Annotated in this window: 15 protein-coding genes and 5 tRNA genes; 2 read left to right on the top strand and 18 right to left on the bottom strand. The window is 39.1% G+C overall.

The genetic code is table 11. The annotated features are described in order from the left end of the window. Positions 1-27: 27 nt before the first annotated feature. From rpoB to rpsU, 16 genes are all read right to left on the bottom strand, one after another. Positions 28-3,840, bottom strand: coding sequence for a DNA-directed RNA polymerase subunit beta (gene rpoB, locus ACKPCE_RS05420; protein ID WP_027318091.1), 3,813 nt, complete (start codon positions 3,838-3,840; stop codon positions 28-30). 104 nt (positions 3,841-3,944) lie between these two features. Continuing rightward, positions 3,945-4,319 carry a 50S ribosomal protein L7/L12 gene (gene rplL, locus ACKPCE_RS05415; RefSeq protein WP_024996907.1) on the bottom strand — a complete coding sequence of 125 codons (375 nt, stop codon included), beginning with the start codon at positions 4,317-4,319 and terminating at the stop codon, positions 3,945-3,947. 41 nt (positions 4,320-4,360) lie between these two features. Then, positions 4,361-4,873, bottom strand: a complete 513-nt coding sequence (rplJ, locus tag ACKPCE_RS05410; protein ID WP_024996908.1) for a 50S ribosomal protein L10 — start codon at positions 4,871-4,873, stop codon at positions 4,361-4,363. A 14-nt stretch (positions 4,874-4,887) separates the two neighbouring features. Next, entirely contained in the window at positions 4,888-5,586 is a 699-nt protein-coding gene (gene rplA, locus ACKPCE_RS05405; RefSeq protein WP_024996909.1) for a 50S ribosomal protein L1, read from the bottom strand. Between the two features lie 15 nt (positions 5,587-5,601). Then, positions 5,602-6,045: a 50S ribosomal protein L11 gene (rplK, locus tag ACKPCE_RS05400; protein WP_024996910.1), complete on the bottom strand. Its 444-nt coding sequence runs from the start codon at positions 6,043-6,045 to the stop codon at positions 5,602-5,604. 57 nt (positions 6,046-6,102) lie between these two features. Then, entirely contained in the window at positions 6,103-6,645 is a 543-nt protein-coding gene (gene nusG, locus ACKPCE_RS05395) for a transcription termination/antitermination protein NusG (RefSeq protein WP_024996911.1), read from the bottom strand. Between the two features lie 13 nt (positions 6,646-6,658). Beyond that, positions 6,659-6,850, bottom strand: a complete 192-nt coding sequence (gene secE / locus ACKPCE_RS05390; protein ID WP_024996912.1) for a preprotein translocase subunit SecE — start codon at positions 6,848-6,850, stop codon at positions 6,659-6,661. Positions 6,851-6,864: 14 nt separating this feature from the next. Further along, positions 6,865-6,937, bottom strand: a tRNA-Trp gene (locus ACKPCE_RS05385). Positions 6,938-6,990: 53 nt separating this feature from the next. Beyond that, positions 6,991-8,175, bottom strand: a complete 1,185-nt coding sequence (tuf, locus tag ACKPCE_RS05380; protein WP_319504455.1) for an elongation factor Tu — start codon at positions 8,173-8,175, stop codon at positions 6,991-6,993. Between the two features lie 50 nt (positions 8,176-8,225). Continuing rightward, a tRNA-Thr gene (locus ACKPCE_RS05375) sits at positions 8,226-8,297 on the bottom strand. A gap of 10 nt (positions 8,298-8,307) precedes the next feature. Next, a tRNA-Gly gene (locus ACKPCE_RS05370) sits at positions 8,308-8,380 on the bottom strand. Positions 8,381-8,412: 32 nt separating this feature from the next. Next, positions 8,413-8,495: transfer RNA gene (locus tag ACKPCE_RS05365), tRNA-Tyr, on the bottom strand. Between the two features lie 8 nt (positions 8,496-8,503). Then, positions 8,504-8,577: transfer RNA gene (locus ACKPCE_RS05360), tRNA-Thr, on the bottom strand. Between the two features lie 93 nt (positions 8,578-8,670). Beyond that, positions 8,671-8,970, bottom strand: a complete 300-nt coding sequence (gene hpf, locus ACKPCE_RS05355; RefSeq protein WP_276966473.1) for a ribosome hibernation-promoting factor, HPF/YfiA family — start codon at positions 8,968-8,970, stop codon at positions 8,671-8,673. A gap of 15 nt (positions 8,971-8,985) precedes the next feature. Then, entirely contained in the window at positions 8,986-9,870 is an 885-nt protein-coding gene (locus tag ACKPCE_RS05350) for a tyrosine-type recombinase/integrase (protein WP_319504454.1), read from the bottom strand. Between the two features lie 70 nt (positions 9,871-9,940). Then, complete coding sequence (gene rpsU, locus ACKPCE_RS05345) at positions 9,941-10,132, bottom strand: 30S ribosomal protein S21 (protein WP_024996914.1); 192 nt, start codon at positions 10,130-10,132, stop codon at positions 9,941-9,943. Between the two features lie 229 nt (positions 10,133-10,361). Between rpsU and ACKPCE_RS05340 the strand changes: the two genes are divergently transcribed. Next, a complete protein-coding gene (locus ACKPCE_RS05340) occupies positions 10,362-12,137 on the top strand; it encodes an aminopeptidase P family protein (RefSeq protein ID WP_319504453.1) in 1,776 nt (591 codons plus the stop codon). 10 nt (positions 12,138-12,147) lie between these two features. After that, a complete protein-coding gene (locus ACKPCE_RS05335; RefSeq protein ID WP_277639488.1) occupies positions 12,148-12,660 on the top strand; it encodes a gamma carbonic anhydrase family protein in 513 nt (170 codons plus the stop codon). An 81-nt stretch (positions 12,661-12,741) separates the two neighbouring features. On the opposite strand, the gene ACKPCE_RS05330 is transcribed toward ACKPCE_RS05335, so the two are convergent. Together ACKPCE_RS05330 and gltX are read right to left on the bottom strand one after the other, a co-directional pair. Continuing rightward, a complete protein-coding gene (locus tag ACKPCE_RS05330; protein WP_276966462.1) occupies positions 12,742-13,962 on the bottom strand; it encodes a 3-deoxy-D-manno-octulosonic acid transferase in 1,221 nt (406 codons plus the stop codon). A 5-nt stretch (positions 13,963-13,967) separates the two neighbouring features. Next, positions 13,968-15,485, bottom strand: a complete 1,518-nt coding sequence (gene gltX / locus ACKPCE_RS05325; protein ID WP_319504452.1) for a glutamate--tRNA ligase — start codon at positions 15,483-15,485, stop codon at positions 13,968-13,970. Positions 15,486-15,497: the final 12 nt, after the last annotated feature.

Genomic DNA, 15,497 nt, shown 5'->3' with positions numbered 1-15,497 from the left:
TTTATTTTAAAATGTGCTAAAGATTCACTATTCTAAATTAATACTTAACCCTAGACCCCTTAATTCATGCAACAACACATTTAAAGACTCTGGTATCCCAGGCTGAGGCATTGGTTCGCCTTTTACAATAGCTTCGTACGCTTTAGAACGGCCAACAACATCATCCGATTTAATCGTTAGAATTTCCTGTAAAATATGAGATGCACCAAATGCTTCAAGAGCCCACACTTCCATTTCTCCAAAACGTTGACCACCAAATTGTGCTTTACCACCGAGAGGCTGCTGAGTAATTAGAGAATAAGGACCAATAGAACGAGCATGCATTTTATCTTCTACCATGTGTCCTAACTTCAACATGTAAGTCACACCAACTGTAGCAGGCTGATCAAACATCTCTCCAGTACCTCCATCACAAAGATATGTTTTACCAAAACGAGGTAAACCGGCTTTATCTGTCCACTGTGTTATATCTTCTAGAGAAGCACCATCAAAAATAGGAGTAGCAAATTTAATACCTAGTTTTTTACCTGCAGAGCCTAAGACAGCTTCAAAAATCTGTCCTAAGTTCATACGCGAAGGCACACCAAGCGGATTAAGCACAATATCTACAGGAGTACCATCTGATAAGAATGGCATATCTTCTTGGCGAACTACACGAGAGACAATACCTTTATTCCCGTGACGACCAGCCATCTTATCACCAACACCAATTTTGCGCTTTTTAGCAACATATACTTTAGCCATCTGAATTATACCAGCTGGTAATTCATCACCAATTGTTATACTAAATTTCTTACGTTTTAAATCAGCATCTAATTCTTTATATTTTTTCAAATAATTTAGAACTAAATCTCTAATTAATTCATTTGTATGCAAATCCGAAGTCCAGTTGCTTAATTGGATCGAATTAAAGTCTAGTGTTTCGAAATCAATAGGACTAAACTTAGAACCTTTAGCAATAACTTCAGCTCCCAAATAATCCTTAACACCAAGTGACACTTTACCTTCTGTCAGAGTTGATAGTTTCTTTACCAATATAGTCTTAAGATTTGCCACCTTTGATTCAAACTCATCATCTATTTTGGGTAATAGAGCTTTATCAGCAAGTTTAGAGCTTCTACTCTTAATTACGCGTGAGAATAATTTCTTATCAATAACAACTCCCTTCAAAGAAGGAGAAGCTTTCAGCGATGCATCTTTAACATCACCAGCCTTATCACCAAAAATGGCACGTAACAGTTTTTCCTCAGGCGAAGGATCTGATTCTCCTTTAGGAGTAATTTTACCGATAAGAATATCACCAGGTTGTATATTTGCACCAACACGAACTATACCATTTTCATCTAGGTCTTTAGTTGCTTCCTCACTAACATTAGGTATATCAGAAGTTAATTCTTCCATACCTCTTTTCGTTTCCCTTACTTCAAGAGAATATTCCTCTACATGGACAGAAGTCAAAAGGTCTTCACGCACAACACGTTCGTTTAGAACAATAGCATCCTCGTAGTTGTATCCTTTCCAAGGCATATAGGCCACTAATAGATTCTTTCCAAGAGCTAATTCTCCCTTTTCTGTAGAATATCCTTCCGTTAGGATTTGACCTTTAGTTACTCTTTGACCTTTCTCACAAATAGGTCTAAGGTCTATAGTCATGTTCTGGTTAGTTTTCCTAAATTTAGGAATTTTGTATTCCTTCAGAGCTGGCTCAAAACTTACAAATTCCGCCTCGGGTGTTCTATCATATAATATACTTATTGTTGTAGCATCAACAAATTCAACCATACCATCACCTTCAGCAGCTATTTGAGTTCTCGAATCCTTAACTAATTGCTTTTCAATACCAGTACCCACAATAGGCGCTTCACTTTTAAGAAGCGGAACAGCCTGTCGCATCATATTAGAGCCCATCAAAGCTCGGTTAGCATCATCATGTTCCAAGAAAGGAATTAGAGATGCAGCAATTGATGCTATTTGTTGTGGTGCAACATCCATTAGTTCTACTTCAGAAGGATCAACAACAGGATAATCAGCATCTTGTCTTGATTTGACTCTATTACGAATAAAAGCACCTTCATCGTTTAGTGGAGCATTTCCTTGAGCAATAATTTTGGCTTCCTCTTCTTCAGCAGTTAGATAAATAATTCCTTCAGGTGAGATATCTACCTTACTATCCTTGACTTTACGATACGGTGTTTCAATAAAACCAAGTTCGTTGATCTTTGCGTAAACACACAAAGATGATATCAAACCAATATTCGGGCCTTCAGGAGTCTCGATAGGGCAGAGACGACCATAATGGGTATAATGCACGTCACGAACCTCAAATCCGGCCCTCTCTCTAGACAAACCACCAGGGCCTAAAGCTGACATACGTCTCTTATGAGTAATTTCAGCAAGAGGATTCGTTTGGTCCATAAATTGAGACAAAGCATTTGTCCCGAAAAACGAATTTATAACAGAAGAAATCGTCTTCGCATTAATTAGATCTATAGGCGTAAACACCTCATTATCTCTAACATTCATACGTTCACGAATAGTTCTAGACATTCTCGCAAGACCTACAGCAAATTGATTAGACAACTGCTCCCCAACAGTCCTTACACGGCGATTACTCAAATGGTCAATGTCATCAACATCAGCCTTAGAGTTAATCAATTCTATCAGATATTTTATTATTTCAATAATATCTTCTTTCGTCAACACTTTGACGTCCATAGCAGTTGAAAGATTCAACTTTTTGTTGATCCTATATCTTCCAACATCGCCAAGATCATATCTTTTTTCTGAGAAGAATAAATTATTAATAACTTCTCTAGCACTTGCATCATCAGCTGGATCTGCATTACGCAACTGCCGATAGATATACAAAACAGCCTCTTTCTCAGAGTTACTAGGATCTTTTTGGAGTGTATTATATATAATAGAATAATCAGATTGATTGGGCTCATCCTTATGTAAAAGGATATTCTGCACGCCTGATTCTATAATTTCGTCTACATGTTCAGCTGACAAAATCGTTTCGCGATCAATGATAACTTCGTTACGCTCAATAGAAACTACCTCACCGGTGTCCTCATCTACAAAATCTTCAATCCAAGTCTTCAACACCCTAGCGGCCAACTTTCGTCCAATGACTTTCTTTAAGTTAGACTTATTAACCTTTACATCTTCAGCAAGATTAAAGATTTCTAGAATATCTTTATCATTTTCAAATCCTATAGCACGTAAAAGAGTCGTAACTGGAAGCTTCTTCTTACGATCGATATAAGCATACATAACATTATTAATGTCAGTTGCGAATTCAATCCATGATCCTTTAAAAGGAATGATACGTGCTGAATATAGCTTGGTACCATTTGCATGCACACTTTGACCGAAAAACACTCCAGGAGATCTATGCAATTGAGAGACAACAACACGCTCAGCTCCATTTATAACAAATGTAGCTTTATCAGTCATGTAAGGTATTGGACCTAAAAACACATCTTGAATAACAGTATCAAAATCCTCATGATCAGGATCTGTACAGTATAATTTAAGCTTAGCTTTTAATGGCACGCTATATGTAAGCCCTCGCTCTATACAATCATCAATTGTATAACGCGGCGGATCAATATAGTAATCCAAGAACTCAAGAACAAAGTTATTCCTTGTGTCAGCTATAGGGAAATTCTCAGCAAACACCTTATATAATCCCTCATTCTTACGTTTTTCGGGAGGAGTATCTAACTGTAAAAAGTCTTTGAATGACTTCAATTGCACCTCTAAGAAATCCGGATATTCTAAAGGATTCTTTATGGAAGCAAAATTAACTCGTTGATTTACTGTATTTGAAGACATCTGTCAATGAATTTGTAGAACTTAATTTTAAATATATACACAAAAAGGTTAAGAATCCTCTTGTAAAGGATTCTTAACCGAACTACCTGATAAACAGGCAAATGTTATTTAAGTTCAACCTCAGCTCCAGCTTCTTCCAATGCTTTCTTCAATGATTCTGCTTCGTCTTTAGCCAAACCCTCTTTAACTACGCTAGGAGCTCCGTCAACCATATCCTTAGCTTCTTTCAAACCAAGTCCACAAGTTTCTTTAACAGCTTTAACTACTTGAAGTTTAGCTGCACCAGCGCTCTTTAATACTACGTCAAAAGAAGTCTTTTCTTCTACGGCAGGACCAGCAGCAGCTGGGCCAGCAGCAACTGCAACAGCTGCAGCAGCTGGTTCAATACCATATTCTTCTTTAAGGATAGTTGCAAGTTCATTAACTTCCTTTACTGTCAAGTTAACTAATTGTTCTGCAAAAGCTTTCAAATCTGCCATTTTTGTATGATTTTAATGTTTAAATACGATTTTGTTATGAATTATCTATCACCAAGAGTTTTGAGTACCCCGTGAATGGTGTTTCCACCAGATTGAAGAGCGGAAATAACGCTTTTCGCAGGTGATTGCAACAAAGCAATAACGTCTGCAATAACTTCATTCTTGCTCTTGATACTAATCAATGCATCTAATTGATCTGCACCGATATAGAAACCTTCTTCAGCATAAGCAGCCTTTAATCCAGGTATTCCATCTTTAGCAACCTCTTTTAAAAGTTTTGCCGGAGCGTTTGCAGTATTGCAAAACATCACAGACGTAGCACCTTTCAAAGAGTTGTACAATGGAGAATAATCCAAATCCAAAGACTCAAGAGCTTTATGCAACAAGGTATTCTTTACTACAACAAGCTTAATATCTGCTTTATAACAAGCTCTTCTGAGTGCACTTGTAGATGCAGCATTCATAGCAGTCATATCAACTAAATAGAAATGACCATACTCGCTAATAGTAGCAGTTAACTGCTCAATAATTGTATTTTTATCTTCCTTTCTCATTGTTCCTCCATTAATTAGATTTCCTCAATTGACTTCGGATCTATCTTAATTCCAGCACTCATAGTACTTGAAAGATAAATACTCTTAATATATGTACCTTTGGCTGCAGTAGGTTTAAGCTTATTTAAAGTAGCAATAAATTCTTTGGCATTATCGCGGATCTTATCAACTTCAAATGAAACTTTTCCAATTGAAGTATGAACAATACCGCTCTTATCAACCTTAAAATCAATTTTACCTTGCTTAACTTCTTTAACAGCTTTAGCAACATCCATAGTTACAGTACCACTTTTGGGATTTGGCATTAAGCCACGAGGTCCTAAAACACGACCAAGAGCACCAATTTTTCCCATAATAGAAGGCATAGTAATGATAACATCAATATCAGTCCATCCTCCTTTGATCTTCTCAATATATTCATCAAGACCAACATAGTCAGCACCAGCTTCTTTTGCAGCAGCTTCAGCATCAGGTGTACACAATACCAAAACACGTACTTCTTTACCTGTTCCATGAGGAAGTGAAACAACACCTCTCACCATTTGGTTTGCCTTGCGAGGATCAACACCTAACCGCACATCAATATCTAAAGATGCATCAAATTTAGTAAAAGTAATCTCTTTTACCAAAGATGCAGCCTCTTTCAGTGAATATGCTTTCCCTGCTTCAATTTTTTCTGCAGCCAACTTTTGATTTTTTGTAAGTTTACCCATTCGAATTGAAGTTAATTAGTTATTATTAGGGAAATCTCCTTTTACTGCGATACCCATACTTCTAGCAGTACCAGCAACCATCTTCATAGCCGCTTCAATGGTAAAGCAATTCAAGTCAACCATTTTGTCTTGAGCAATCGTACGAATCTGTTCCCAAGTTAATTCAGCAACTTTTTTACGATTAGGCTCAGCAGAACCACTCTTAACTTTAGCAACTTCAAGCAATTGAATTGCTACAGGAGGAGTTTTGATTACAAAATCAAAAGACTTGTCTGCGTAGTAAGTGATAATAACAGGTAAAATCTTACCTGCTTTATCTTGGGTTCTGGCGTTGAATTGCTTGCAAAATTCCATTATGTTAATACCCTTAGAACCCAAAGCAGGTCCAACAGGGGGAGATGGATTTGCCGCGCCTCCTTTAATCTGTAATTTGATTAGTCCAGCAACTTCTTTAGCCATTTCTTTATTGAATTTATATATTTATTAATTAAGAACAAATACAGCGTAACACCTGTACTATTCTTTTTCAACTTGCATAAAGCCTAATTCCAATGGAGTTTTACGTCCAAAGATCTTAACCATGACCTTAAGTTTCTTCTTTTCACTATTAACTTCCTCAATGATACCACTAAATCCGCTAAAAGGTCCAAAAGTTACTTTTACAGTTTCCCCTACAACATAAGGAATATTTAATTCCTCATTTGAATCTTGTAGTTCATCAACTGTACCAAGTATACGATTCACTTCTGATTGTCTCAAAGGGACAGGTTTCTCCGACCCTCCTAAAAAACCGATCACATTAGGAGTATTTCTTAAGTGATGAGAAACCTCACCAACCAAAGCAGCCTCCACTAAAACATAACCAGGCAAATAGCTTCTTTCTTTCACTATTTTTTTTCCATTACGAACCTGATATACTTTTTCAGTAGGAATCAATACCTGAGACACATACTCACCAAGGTCGCTGTTTTTAATATCAGCTTCAAGATACTCTTTAACCTTAGCTTCTTTTCCGCTTATGGCACGTAATACGTACCATTTCTTTTCAATCTCAGACATTTAATTCTAATTTTTAATGTGGGTAAATAAGTTTTTCCATTAAAGTCTGGAAACAGGAGTCCATCGCAAAAACTACCAATGCAATAAGTAGGGAAGCATATAAAACAACTACTGCACTGCTAGTTAATTCAGAATACGTCGGCCACGATACTTTATGAACAAGTTCGTCGTAAGACTCTTTAATATAAGCAACTACTTTTTTCATTTCAAAAATATTAGCACGGGAGGAGAGGCTCGAACTCCCGACACCCGGTTTTGGAGACCGGTGCTCTACCAACTGAGCTACTCCCGTGGATAAAAATCAGTTCTCAAGCTTATTAGCTCAAGAACTGATCCATATATTAATTACAGAATTTCAGTAATCTGACCTGCACCAACTGTACGTCCACCTTCGCGGATAGCGAAACGCAAACCGATGTTAAGAGCAACTGGATAGATCAATTCTACAGTGATAGTTACGTTATCACCTGGCATTACCATTTCAGTTCCTTCTGGCAAAGTGATTTCGCCAGTACAGTCCATAGTACGCAAGTAGAATTGAGGACGATATTTGTTATGGAATGGAGTGTGACGACCACCTTCTTCTTTCTTCAAGATATAAACCTCAGCTTTGAAAGAAGTATGAGGAGTAATTTTGCCCGGGTGGCACATTACCATACCACGTCTGATTTCGTTTTTGTCAACGCCACGAAGCAAAAGACCAACGTTATCACCAGCTTCACCTTGATCAAGAAGTTTACGGAACATTTCCACACCAGTAACAACTGATTTTTTGTTTTCTGACCCCAAACCGATAATCTGAATTTCGTCTCCTACTTTAACGATACCAGCTTCGATACGACCAGTAGCAACTGTTCCACGACCTGTGATTGAGAATACATCCTCAACAGGCATCAAGAATGGTTTATCAACATCACGAGGAGGAAGTGGGATCCATGTGTCAACAGCATCCATCAACTCCATAACCTTCTCTTCCCATTTTTCAACGCCATTCAATGCACCAAGTGCAGAACCACGGACAACAGGAGTATTGTCACCATCGAAATTATAGAAAGAAAGCAATTCTCTCATTTCCATTTCAACAAGTTCCAACATTTCTTCATCATCAACCATATCACATTTGTTCATGAAAACGACCAATTTAGGAACGTTTACCTGACGAGCCAAAAGGATATGTTCGCGAGTCTGAGGCATAGGACCATCAGTAGCAGCAACTACAATGATAGCACCGTCCATCTGAGCAGCACCAGTAACCATGTTCTTAACGTAGTCAGCGTGACCCGGACAGTCTACGTGAGCGTAGTGACGGTTAGCTGTTTGATACTCAACATGTGAAGTATTAATAGTAATACCTCTTTCTTTTTCTTCAGGAGCGTTATCGATCTGATCGAAAGACTTAACTTCTGAAAGACCTTTTTTTGCTAATACAGTAGTAATAGCAGCGGTCAATGTGGTCTTACCGTGGTCTACGTGACCAATAGTACCAATGTTAACGTGCGGTTTGGTACGTTCAAATTTCTCTTTAGCCATAGCTTTACTTGTTATTTATTTGATTAATAATCAGCACTTACATTTTACTGAGCTGTTACCGGGACTTGAACCCGGGACCTCTTCCTTACCAAGGAAGTGCTCTACCACTGAGCTATAACAGCAAGAAATAAGAGCGGAAGACGGGGCTCAAACCCGCGACCCTCAGCTTGGAAGGCTAATGCTCTATCAACTGAGCTACTTCCGCAATTCTTGCCAGAGATTACACTCATCGCAATGTGGGCAAAGATGGATTCGAACCACCGTAGGCGTAAGCCAGCAGATTTACAGTCTGCCCCATTTGGCCACTCTGGTATTTGCCCTACATTTGAGCCTCTTGTCGGATTCGAACCAACGACCCCGAGATTACAAATCACGTGCTCTGGCCAACTGAGCTAAAGAGGCATACACTAAAAAGCAACCGTTACGTTCTATTGCGAGCGAAACGGCTGCAAATTTAGATATTTATTTCTTTATCGCAAAACATTTGCGGAGTTTTTATTTATTTCTAAGCTTTTCCTTGTGCTTAACCAATTGCTTCTCCAAAGCCTCAAGCGCTTCGTCAACAGATTGTTCAAAAGAATCACATACTTTACTTGCATAAAATTCGCCATTAGGAACTATCATTTTAATTCCAGCTTCTTTGTTTTCTGCGGATTCAGGCTTAACAACCTTTAGTTGAACTTCAACTACTTTTATATCATCATGAAACCGTTCCAATTTCAACGCCTTCTTCTGAATAAATGACTGCAATTGTTCCGAAGCATCAAAATGAATTGATTGAATTCTTACTTCCATAATAACCTCCTTTTTTTATGACCTCGGATGGGCCTGTTTATACACCTTTTTTAGTTCCTCAAAAGTAGAATGCGTGTAAACTTCAGTCGCCGCCAGACTTGCATGTCCAAGCAATTCTTTAACAACATTAAGTTCTGCTTCATTATTTAGCATCGAAGTTGCAAAAGTATGCCGCAAGACATGGGGACTTCTTTTCTTCATGCAAACCACTTTAGAAAGAGCTCTTTTAACTATATTATAGACCAAAGTAGCATACATACGCTTTCCATCGACAGTTACAAAGAAAGCATCAGTTTGTAAATCATCCAACTGACTTCTTTTTAAGAGATACTCTTCTATGTCTTTTTTCAGTTCTCCCGCAAAAGGAACAAGACGTTGCTTATTCCTCTTACCGGTCACCTTAAGAAGAGACAAACCCAAATCAACATCTCTCAGATTCAAATTTATCAATTCAGATCTTCTGATTCCGGTGCAATAAAACACCTCAATAATCAAACGATCTCTCACAGGCGCAAAACCGTCACCAAAATCCACTTCATCTAAAAGTCGGTCCACATCAACTGGCTTCAGAAACATCGGTAGTTTTTTCTCCAATTTGGGAGAGTTCAAACCACTAAGAGGATTTCGATCTATTTTCTTCAGACGAAGAAGATACTTATAAAAAGATCTCAAAGAACTCAGCTTCCTTTTCACAGAGGCAGCAGAATATCCTTTGTCCATCAGAACAACAATCCATTCCCTGATCAGCAAAGAATCAACCAAACAAGGACTAAAAGAAGTCCCCTTTTCCTCGACAAAAACTCCAAACTGAAGAATATCACATTGATAACTTTGAATCGTCTTATCAGAGTAACATTTTTCCAGTCTGAGGTAGTCAAGAAAAAGATTAATCAATTCCATATCATTGCATCTATAATTACGCAACGAATATAAGAAAGAAAATCAATAATTCAAAAGGAAACCTGAAATATTAATCTTCAACCTGCTGAAGTTTCTGTACGTAAACAGCATGTTCTTTCTTAAGTCTTTTAACCACAGAGGGTTTATCAAACTGCTGTCTGCTTCTTAATTCTTTAACTATTCCAGTTTTCTCAAATTTTCTTTTAAATTTCTTCAGCGCTTTTTCAATGTTTTCGCCTTCTTTTACAGGTACTACAATCATTTTAATATTATTAATGTTATGGTTTATAATTCGCTGTTAAATTGCGGGGCAAAATTACACATACTTTCCTTATTCACAAAACTTTCTGCAAATATTTCTTTCTAACTAACAGAATATTATGTATATAGATAGAATATTGGCAGTCTATAATCCATATATTATATGGGATTAATTAAATTCTTATCTTTGCAAAACATGTAATTACCTAAATTATACAGTATTACGCAGTATGATTACAATAGAAAAAATAGCCAGACTTAGGGAACAGATGAAACGTCTGAATCTGGCAGCATTTATTATCCCAAGCAGCGATCCTCACTTAAGTGAATATGTAGCTCCTCATTGGAAAAGCCGCGAATGGCTTTCCGGTTTTACAGGATCTGCAGGTACCATTGTAATAACAAGCCATAAAGCAGGCTTATGGACTGACTCCAGGTATTATATACAAGCTGAAAAGCAGATCCAAGGTTCCGGAATTGAATTGCACAAAGAAGGGCTCCCTGCAACACCTACTATACCAGAGTATCTTATCAGAGAACTTCAACCAAATGAAATAGCAGGCATAGATGGTTCCTTGTTTTCAGTGAATGCAGTCAGATCCATGCAAACAGCCCTGAGCAAGTATGGTATTAAGCTTCAAACCAACCACGATCCATTTAAAGAAATATGGAAGGATCGTCCGGGCGCGCCAACCAACAAAGCCTATATTTACCCCACGAAATATGCAGGTAAAAGCTGTTCCGAGAAGCTTCTACTCATACGAGAAGAGCTTAGGAGAAATGAGGTGGATGCTTTGTTAACCAGCGCATTGGATGAGATATGCTGGACATTAAATTTACGAGGAAGCGATGTAAAACACACACCTGTGTTCATTTGCAACCTTATCATCACACAACAAAGCGGCCACCTTTTCATTGACCTGGCCAAAAGATCGAAAGAAGTGGATGATTATTTAATAGAGAGCCAGATTCATATACATGATTACGACTCCATTCACAACTTCCTGAACACCCTTCAGGCTGACAATTTACAATTTGATCCTTCAAAAACCAACTACAATCTTTATTCTCATTTGCCATCATCGTGCCAAACCAATGAGAAAGAAAGTCCAATTGCATTGTTGAAAGCTGTTCGCAATACGGAAGAGATCAAAGGCATACACCACGCCATGATTAAAGATGGCATTGCACTAGTTAAGTTTCTTCATTGGCTGGAACAAGCTGTTCCAACGGGCAAAGAGACAGAGGTCAGCATTGATCAGAAGCTATACGAATACAGAGCCAGCCAAGAATTGTTTATAGACAGAAGTTTTGATACGATAGCCGGGTACAAAGAAAATGCCGCCATTGTGCACTACTCGGCTACCCAGGAGAGCGACACATTATTGCAATCCAAAGGATTTCTATTACTTGATTCGGGAGCACAGTATTTTGATGGAACCACAGATATAACCCGAACGATTGCTCTAGGAGAACTCACCGACGAAGAAAAAAGAGACTATACCCTAGTACTCAAAGGACATATTGCACTGTCATTGGCCAAGTTCCCCTCAGGAACAAGAGGAGCACAACTCGATGTACTTGCCAGAATGCCTTTGTGGCAAAACAACATGAACTTTTTGCACGGAACTGGGCATGGCGTAGGACACTTCCTAAGTGTACACGAAGGTCCGCAAAGCATCAGAATGAATGAAAACCCGGTCGTTCTACTTCCTGGAATGATTCTGTCAAATGAACCCGGAGTATATAAAAAGGACAGTCACGGCATTCGCACGGAAAACTTAATGCTAGTAGTTGAAGACGCTGAAGGTCTTTTTGGAACCTATTTAAAATTTGAAACCCTCACCTTGTGCCCAATATGCACCCAAGGAATTATCAAAGAACTACTTACAAGAGAAGAGATAATATGGCTCAACCAATACCATCAAACCGTATATTCCACCCTATCACCCTACCTCGATGAAAAAGAAGTATTGTGGTTAAAAGATAAAACTCACGAGATTTAAAATTAAAGATATGGCAATAATAAAATCAGTAAGAGGGTTTACCCCTGAATTTGGAGAGAATTGTTTTCTGGCCGATAACGCTGTGATTATAGGAGATGTAAAAACCGGAAAAGATTGCAGTTTCTGGTTTAGCACCGTTATCAGAGGAGATGTAAATTCAATCAGCATAGGAAATGGCGTAAACATTCAAGATGGAAGTGTACTGCATACCTTGTACCAAAAATCAACGATTGAAATTGGCAACTATGTATCGGTAGGACACAACGTAACCATACATGGAGCCAAGATCAAAGATTACGCACTAATTGGTATGGGATCAACCGTTCTCGACCATGTTGTTGTTGGCGAAGGAGCCATAGTAGCGGCCGGCTCCTTGGTACTCAGCAACACCGTAATTGAACCGGGAAGCATTTGGGGAGGCGTGCCCGCCAAATTCATTAAGAAAGTCGACCCCGAACAATCCAAAGAGCTAAATGAAAAGATAGCCCACAATTATTTAATGTATTCGGACTGGTACAAATAACTGATCACAGCCAAATAAAAAGAATAGCCTCCAAGTTCAGCACATAACTTGGAGGCTATTTAATTCTGTATTTAGCTATCTTTAGAAATTAATCATCGACAACACCTTATCCGTTGCTCCGGCATTGTTTGTTACATAAAAACCCGCATTAGAACCGGTTTCTCTGTGAAAATGTTCATCTGTCAGAAACCGATCAAATAAAGAACCGAGCTCTTCATAGTTACTAATAGAAAAAGCCCCCTGCGCCTCTATCAACTGCTTAGCCTCCATAAATTTATGGTATTTCGGTCCAAATACAACCGGTATGCCATAAACCGCAGCTTCCAGAGTATTATGAATGCCAACGCCAAAGCCACCACCAATGTAAGCCACTTCACCATACCTATATATAGAAGACAATAAGCCAAAGCAATCAATGATCAAACAGTCGGCCTTCTGAACATTCCGTTCGTCAGCTCTCGTATACCTTACATAAGGACGTTTAAGTTTTGAAATAATCTCCACCAGATGATTTTCATCAATAACGTGCGGTGCAATGATCAGTTTCATTTCAGGATGCGTATTGAAATACTCCAAAAACAAATCCTCATCGGGTCCCCACGAACTACCGGCAACCAGAGTAAACGAATCACCTTTGAACTTCTCAACCAAAGGCAATTCCTTTGCCTCCTCCCTAATCTGCAAAACCCGGTCAAAGCGAGTATCACCCACGACCGTTACCTTGTTAATGCCGATCTTAGACAAGAAACGCCTAGAAGCTTCGTTTTGCACAAACAAATAATCAAAATTCTTCAGCACATTCCGGTAAGTACCGCCATACCACTTAAAGAAAATCTGATCCTTACGAAAAATAGACGATACACTATACACCGGAATTCTTCTTTTATTGAGTTCATCCAGATAATTCTTCCAGAACTCATACTTAATAAAAAAAGCCATTACCGGATTTGAAATATCTAAGAACTTCTTCACGTTACGCGGTTTATCAAAAGGCAGATAACAAACCACATCCGCTCCCCTGTAATTCTTACGCACCTCATAACCCGAAGGCGAAAAAAAGGTAAGCAATATCTTATAATCAGGATATTTTGCTCTGATTTTCTCAATTAGCGGCCGTCCCTGCTCAAACTCCCCTAACGAAGCAGCATGAAACCAGATATAACGGGCATCCTTTTCTATTTGTTGGCGAAGCAATTCATAAACAACCCAATGTCCCTTCATCATTTTGCGAGGCTTCCGGCTAAAGGGAGCCATGATATGAACAATCAGGTCGTAAATGCCAATTGCAAGATTATATAACATAGATCTTATTTCAAAATTTCAACAGCCCGTTTCATACGAGAAAGAGTTTCTTCCTTGCCTAAAACCCAAGATATATCAAACATGTGAGGGCCTTTGCCCTCTCCTACTAAAGTTAGTCGGAACGCATTCATAATGTTTCCCGTGTGATACCCTTTGGCAGCAATCCAGTCCATAACAACCTTCTCCTGTCCCTCGATGCTAAAATCCTCGATAGCTTCCAGCACATCGGCCAGCTCGAGCATACATTTAGCCGAATCCTCTTTCCAACGCTTTTTGACCGTTTTCTCGTCATATTCTGTCGGAGCCACAAAAAAGAAATCGCACACATCCCACAGTTCACTGACAAAACTCACACGTTCTTTCATCATTCCCACAATCGTTGCAACTTTTTCAAAAGGAGCCTCAACCCCGTGTGCTTTCAATACAGGAAGGAAAAGTGCAGCAACATCCTCGTTGCTCTTCTTCTGAATATATTGATGATTAAACCAGATGCCCTTTTTATAATCGAACTTAGCTCCCGCCTTGCTGCATCTGTTGAGGTCAAACAACTCAACCAGCTCCTGCATCGACATCAGTTCCTGATCGTTGCCAGGATTCCATCCCAACAAAGCCAAGAAATTGATTAAAGCTTCGGGCAGATAGCCTGCTTCCCGATATCCCGAAGATACATCACCCGTTTTAGGATCTTTCCATTCCAGCGGGAACACAGGAAAGCCCAGACGATCACCGTCTCTTTTGCTCAACTTTCCATTTCCTTCCGGTTTAAGCAACAGCGGCAAATGCGCAAACTCCGGCATGGTATCTTCCCATCCGAAGGCACGGTATAACAATACATGCAACGGAGCCGACGGCAACCATTCCTCACCACGAATCACGTGAGACACTTCCATCAAATGATCGTCCACAATATTAGCCAAGTGATAAGTAGGCAATTCATCCGCTGATTTGTACAACACCTTATCATCAAGAATGGAAGAATTGATCACCACATCACCACGAATCAAATCGTGTACACATACATCCTCGTTCGGCTCAATCTTAAAACGAACAACATATTGTTTTCCTTCACTAATGAGCTCCTGCACGCGATCGGCCGACAAAGTCAGCGAATTTGTCATTGACAAACGTGTAGACGCGTCATATTGGAAATTAGACACTTCATTTCTTTTAGCTTCGAGTTCTTCGGGTGTATCGAAAGCAATGTACGCTTTGCCGTTATCCAACAAGATTTGTACATACTTCTTGTATATATCCCGACGCTCCGACTGACGATACGGACCGTGATTTCCTCCAAAGCTTACCCCTTCGTCAAATTGAATTCCCAGCCAGGCAAATGATTCCAAAATGTATTCTTCAGCCCCTGGTACAAAGCGGTTTGAGTCCGTATCTTCTATACGGAAAATCAAATCACCACCCTGTTGACGGGCAAAAAGATAATTATACAATGCAGTACGCACACCACCAATGTGCAATGCCCCTGTGGGGCTGGGAGCAAAACGAACTCTTACTTTTCTTTCTGACATAATTGCTTTTGT

Source organism: Bacteroides graminisolvens (assembly GCF_963666085.1).
Classification (GTDB): domain Bacteria; phylum Bacteroidota; class Bacteroidia; order Bacteroidales; family Bacteroidaceae; genus Bacteroides; species Bacteroides graminisolvens.
The sequence above is the reverse complement of the archived record's forward strand: the minus strand, read 5'-3'. Positions and strand labels throughout refer to the sequence as shown.

Bases quoted from the DNA above. Each gene is read 5' to 3' on its own strand.
- tuf (WP_319504455.1), bottom strand. From the start codon at position 8,175: ATGGCTAAAGAGAAATTTGAACGTACCAAACCGCACGTTAACATTGGT.
- ACKPCE_RS05335 (WP_277639488.1), top strand. From the start codon at position 12,148: ATGGCAATAATAAAATCAGTAAGAGGGTTTACCCCTGAATTTGGAGAG.
- secE (WP_024996912.1), bottom strand. From the start codon at position 6,850: ATGAAAAAAGTAGTTGCTTATATTAAAGAGTCTTACGACGAACTTGTT.
- rplA (WP_024996909.1), bottom strand. From the start codon at position 5,586: ATGGGTAAACTTACAAAAAATCAAAAGTTGGCTGCAGAAAAAATTGAA.
- rpoB (WP_027318091.1), bottom strand. From the start codon at position 3,840: ATGTCTTCAAATACAGTAAATCAACGAGTTAATTTTGCTTCCATAAAG.
- ACKPCE_RS05330 (WP_276966462.1), bottom strand. From the start codon at position 13,962: ATGTTATATAATCTTGCAATTGGCATTTACGACCTGATTGTTCATATC.
- rplL (WP_024996907.1), bottom strand. From the start codon at position 4,319: ATGGCAGATTTGAAAGCTTTTGCAGAACAATTAGTTAACTTGACAGTA.
- ACKPCE_RS05350 (WP_319504454.1), bottom strand. From the start codon at position 9,870: ATGGAATTGATTAATCTTTTTCTTGACTACCTCAGACTGGAAAAATGT.
- nusG (WP_024996911.1), bottom strand. From the start codon at position 6,645: ATGTCTGAGATTGAAAAGAAATGGTACGTATTACGTGCCATAAGCGGA.
- ACKPCE_RS05340 (WP_319504453.1), top strand. From the start codon at position 10,362: ATGATTACAATAGAAAAAATAGCCAGACTTAGGGAACAGATGAAACGT.
- hpf (WP_276966473.1), bottom strand. From the start codon at position 8,970: ATGGAAGTAAGAATTCAATCAATTCATTTTGATGCTTCGGAACAATTG.
- rpsU (WP_024996914.1), bottom strand. From the start codon at position 10,132: ATGATTGTAGTACCTGTAAAAGAAGGCGAAAACATTGAAAAAGCGCTG.
- gltX (WP_319504452.1), bottom strand. From the start codon at position 15,485: ATGTCAGAAAGAAAAGTAAGAGTTCGTTTTGCTCCCAGCCCCACAGGG.
- rplJ (WP_024996908.1), bottom strand. From the start codon at position 4,873: ATGAGAAAGGAAGATAAAAATACAATTATTGAGCAGTTAACTGCTACT.
- rplK (WP_024996910.1), bottom strand. From the start codon at position 6,045: ATGGCTAAAGAAGTTGCTGGACTAATCAAATTACAGATTAAAGGAGGC.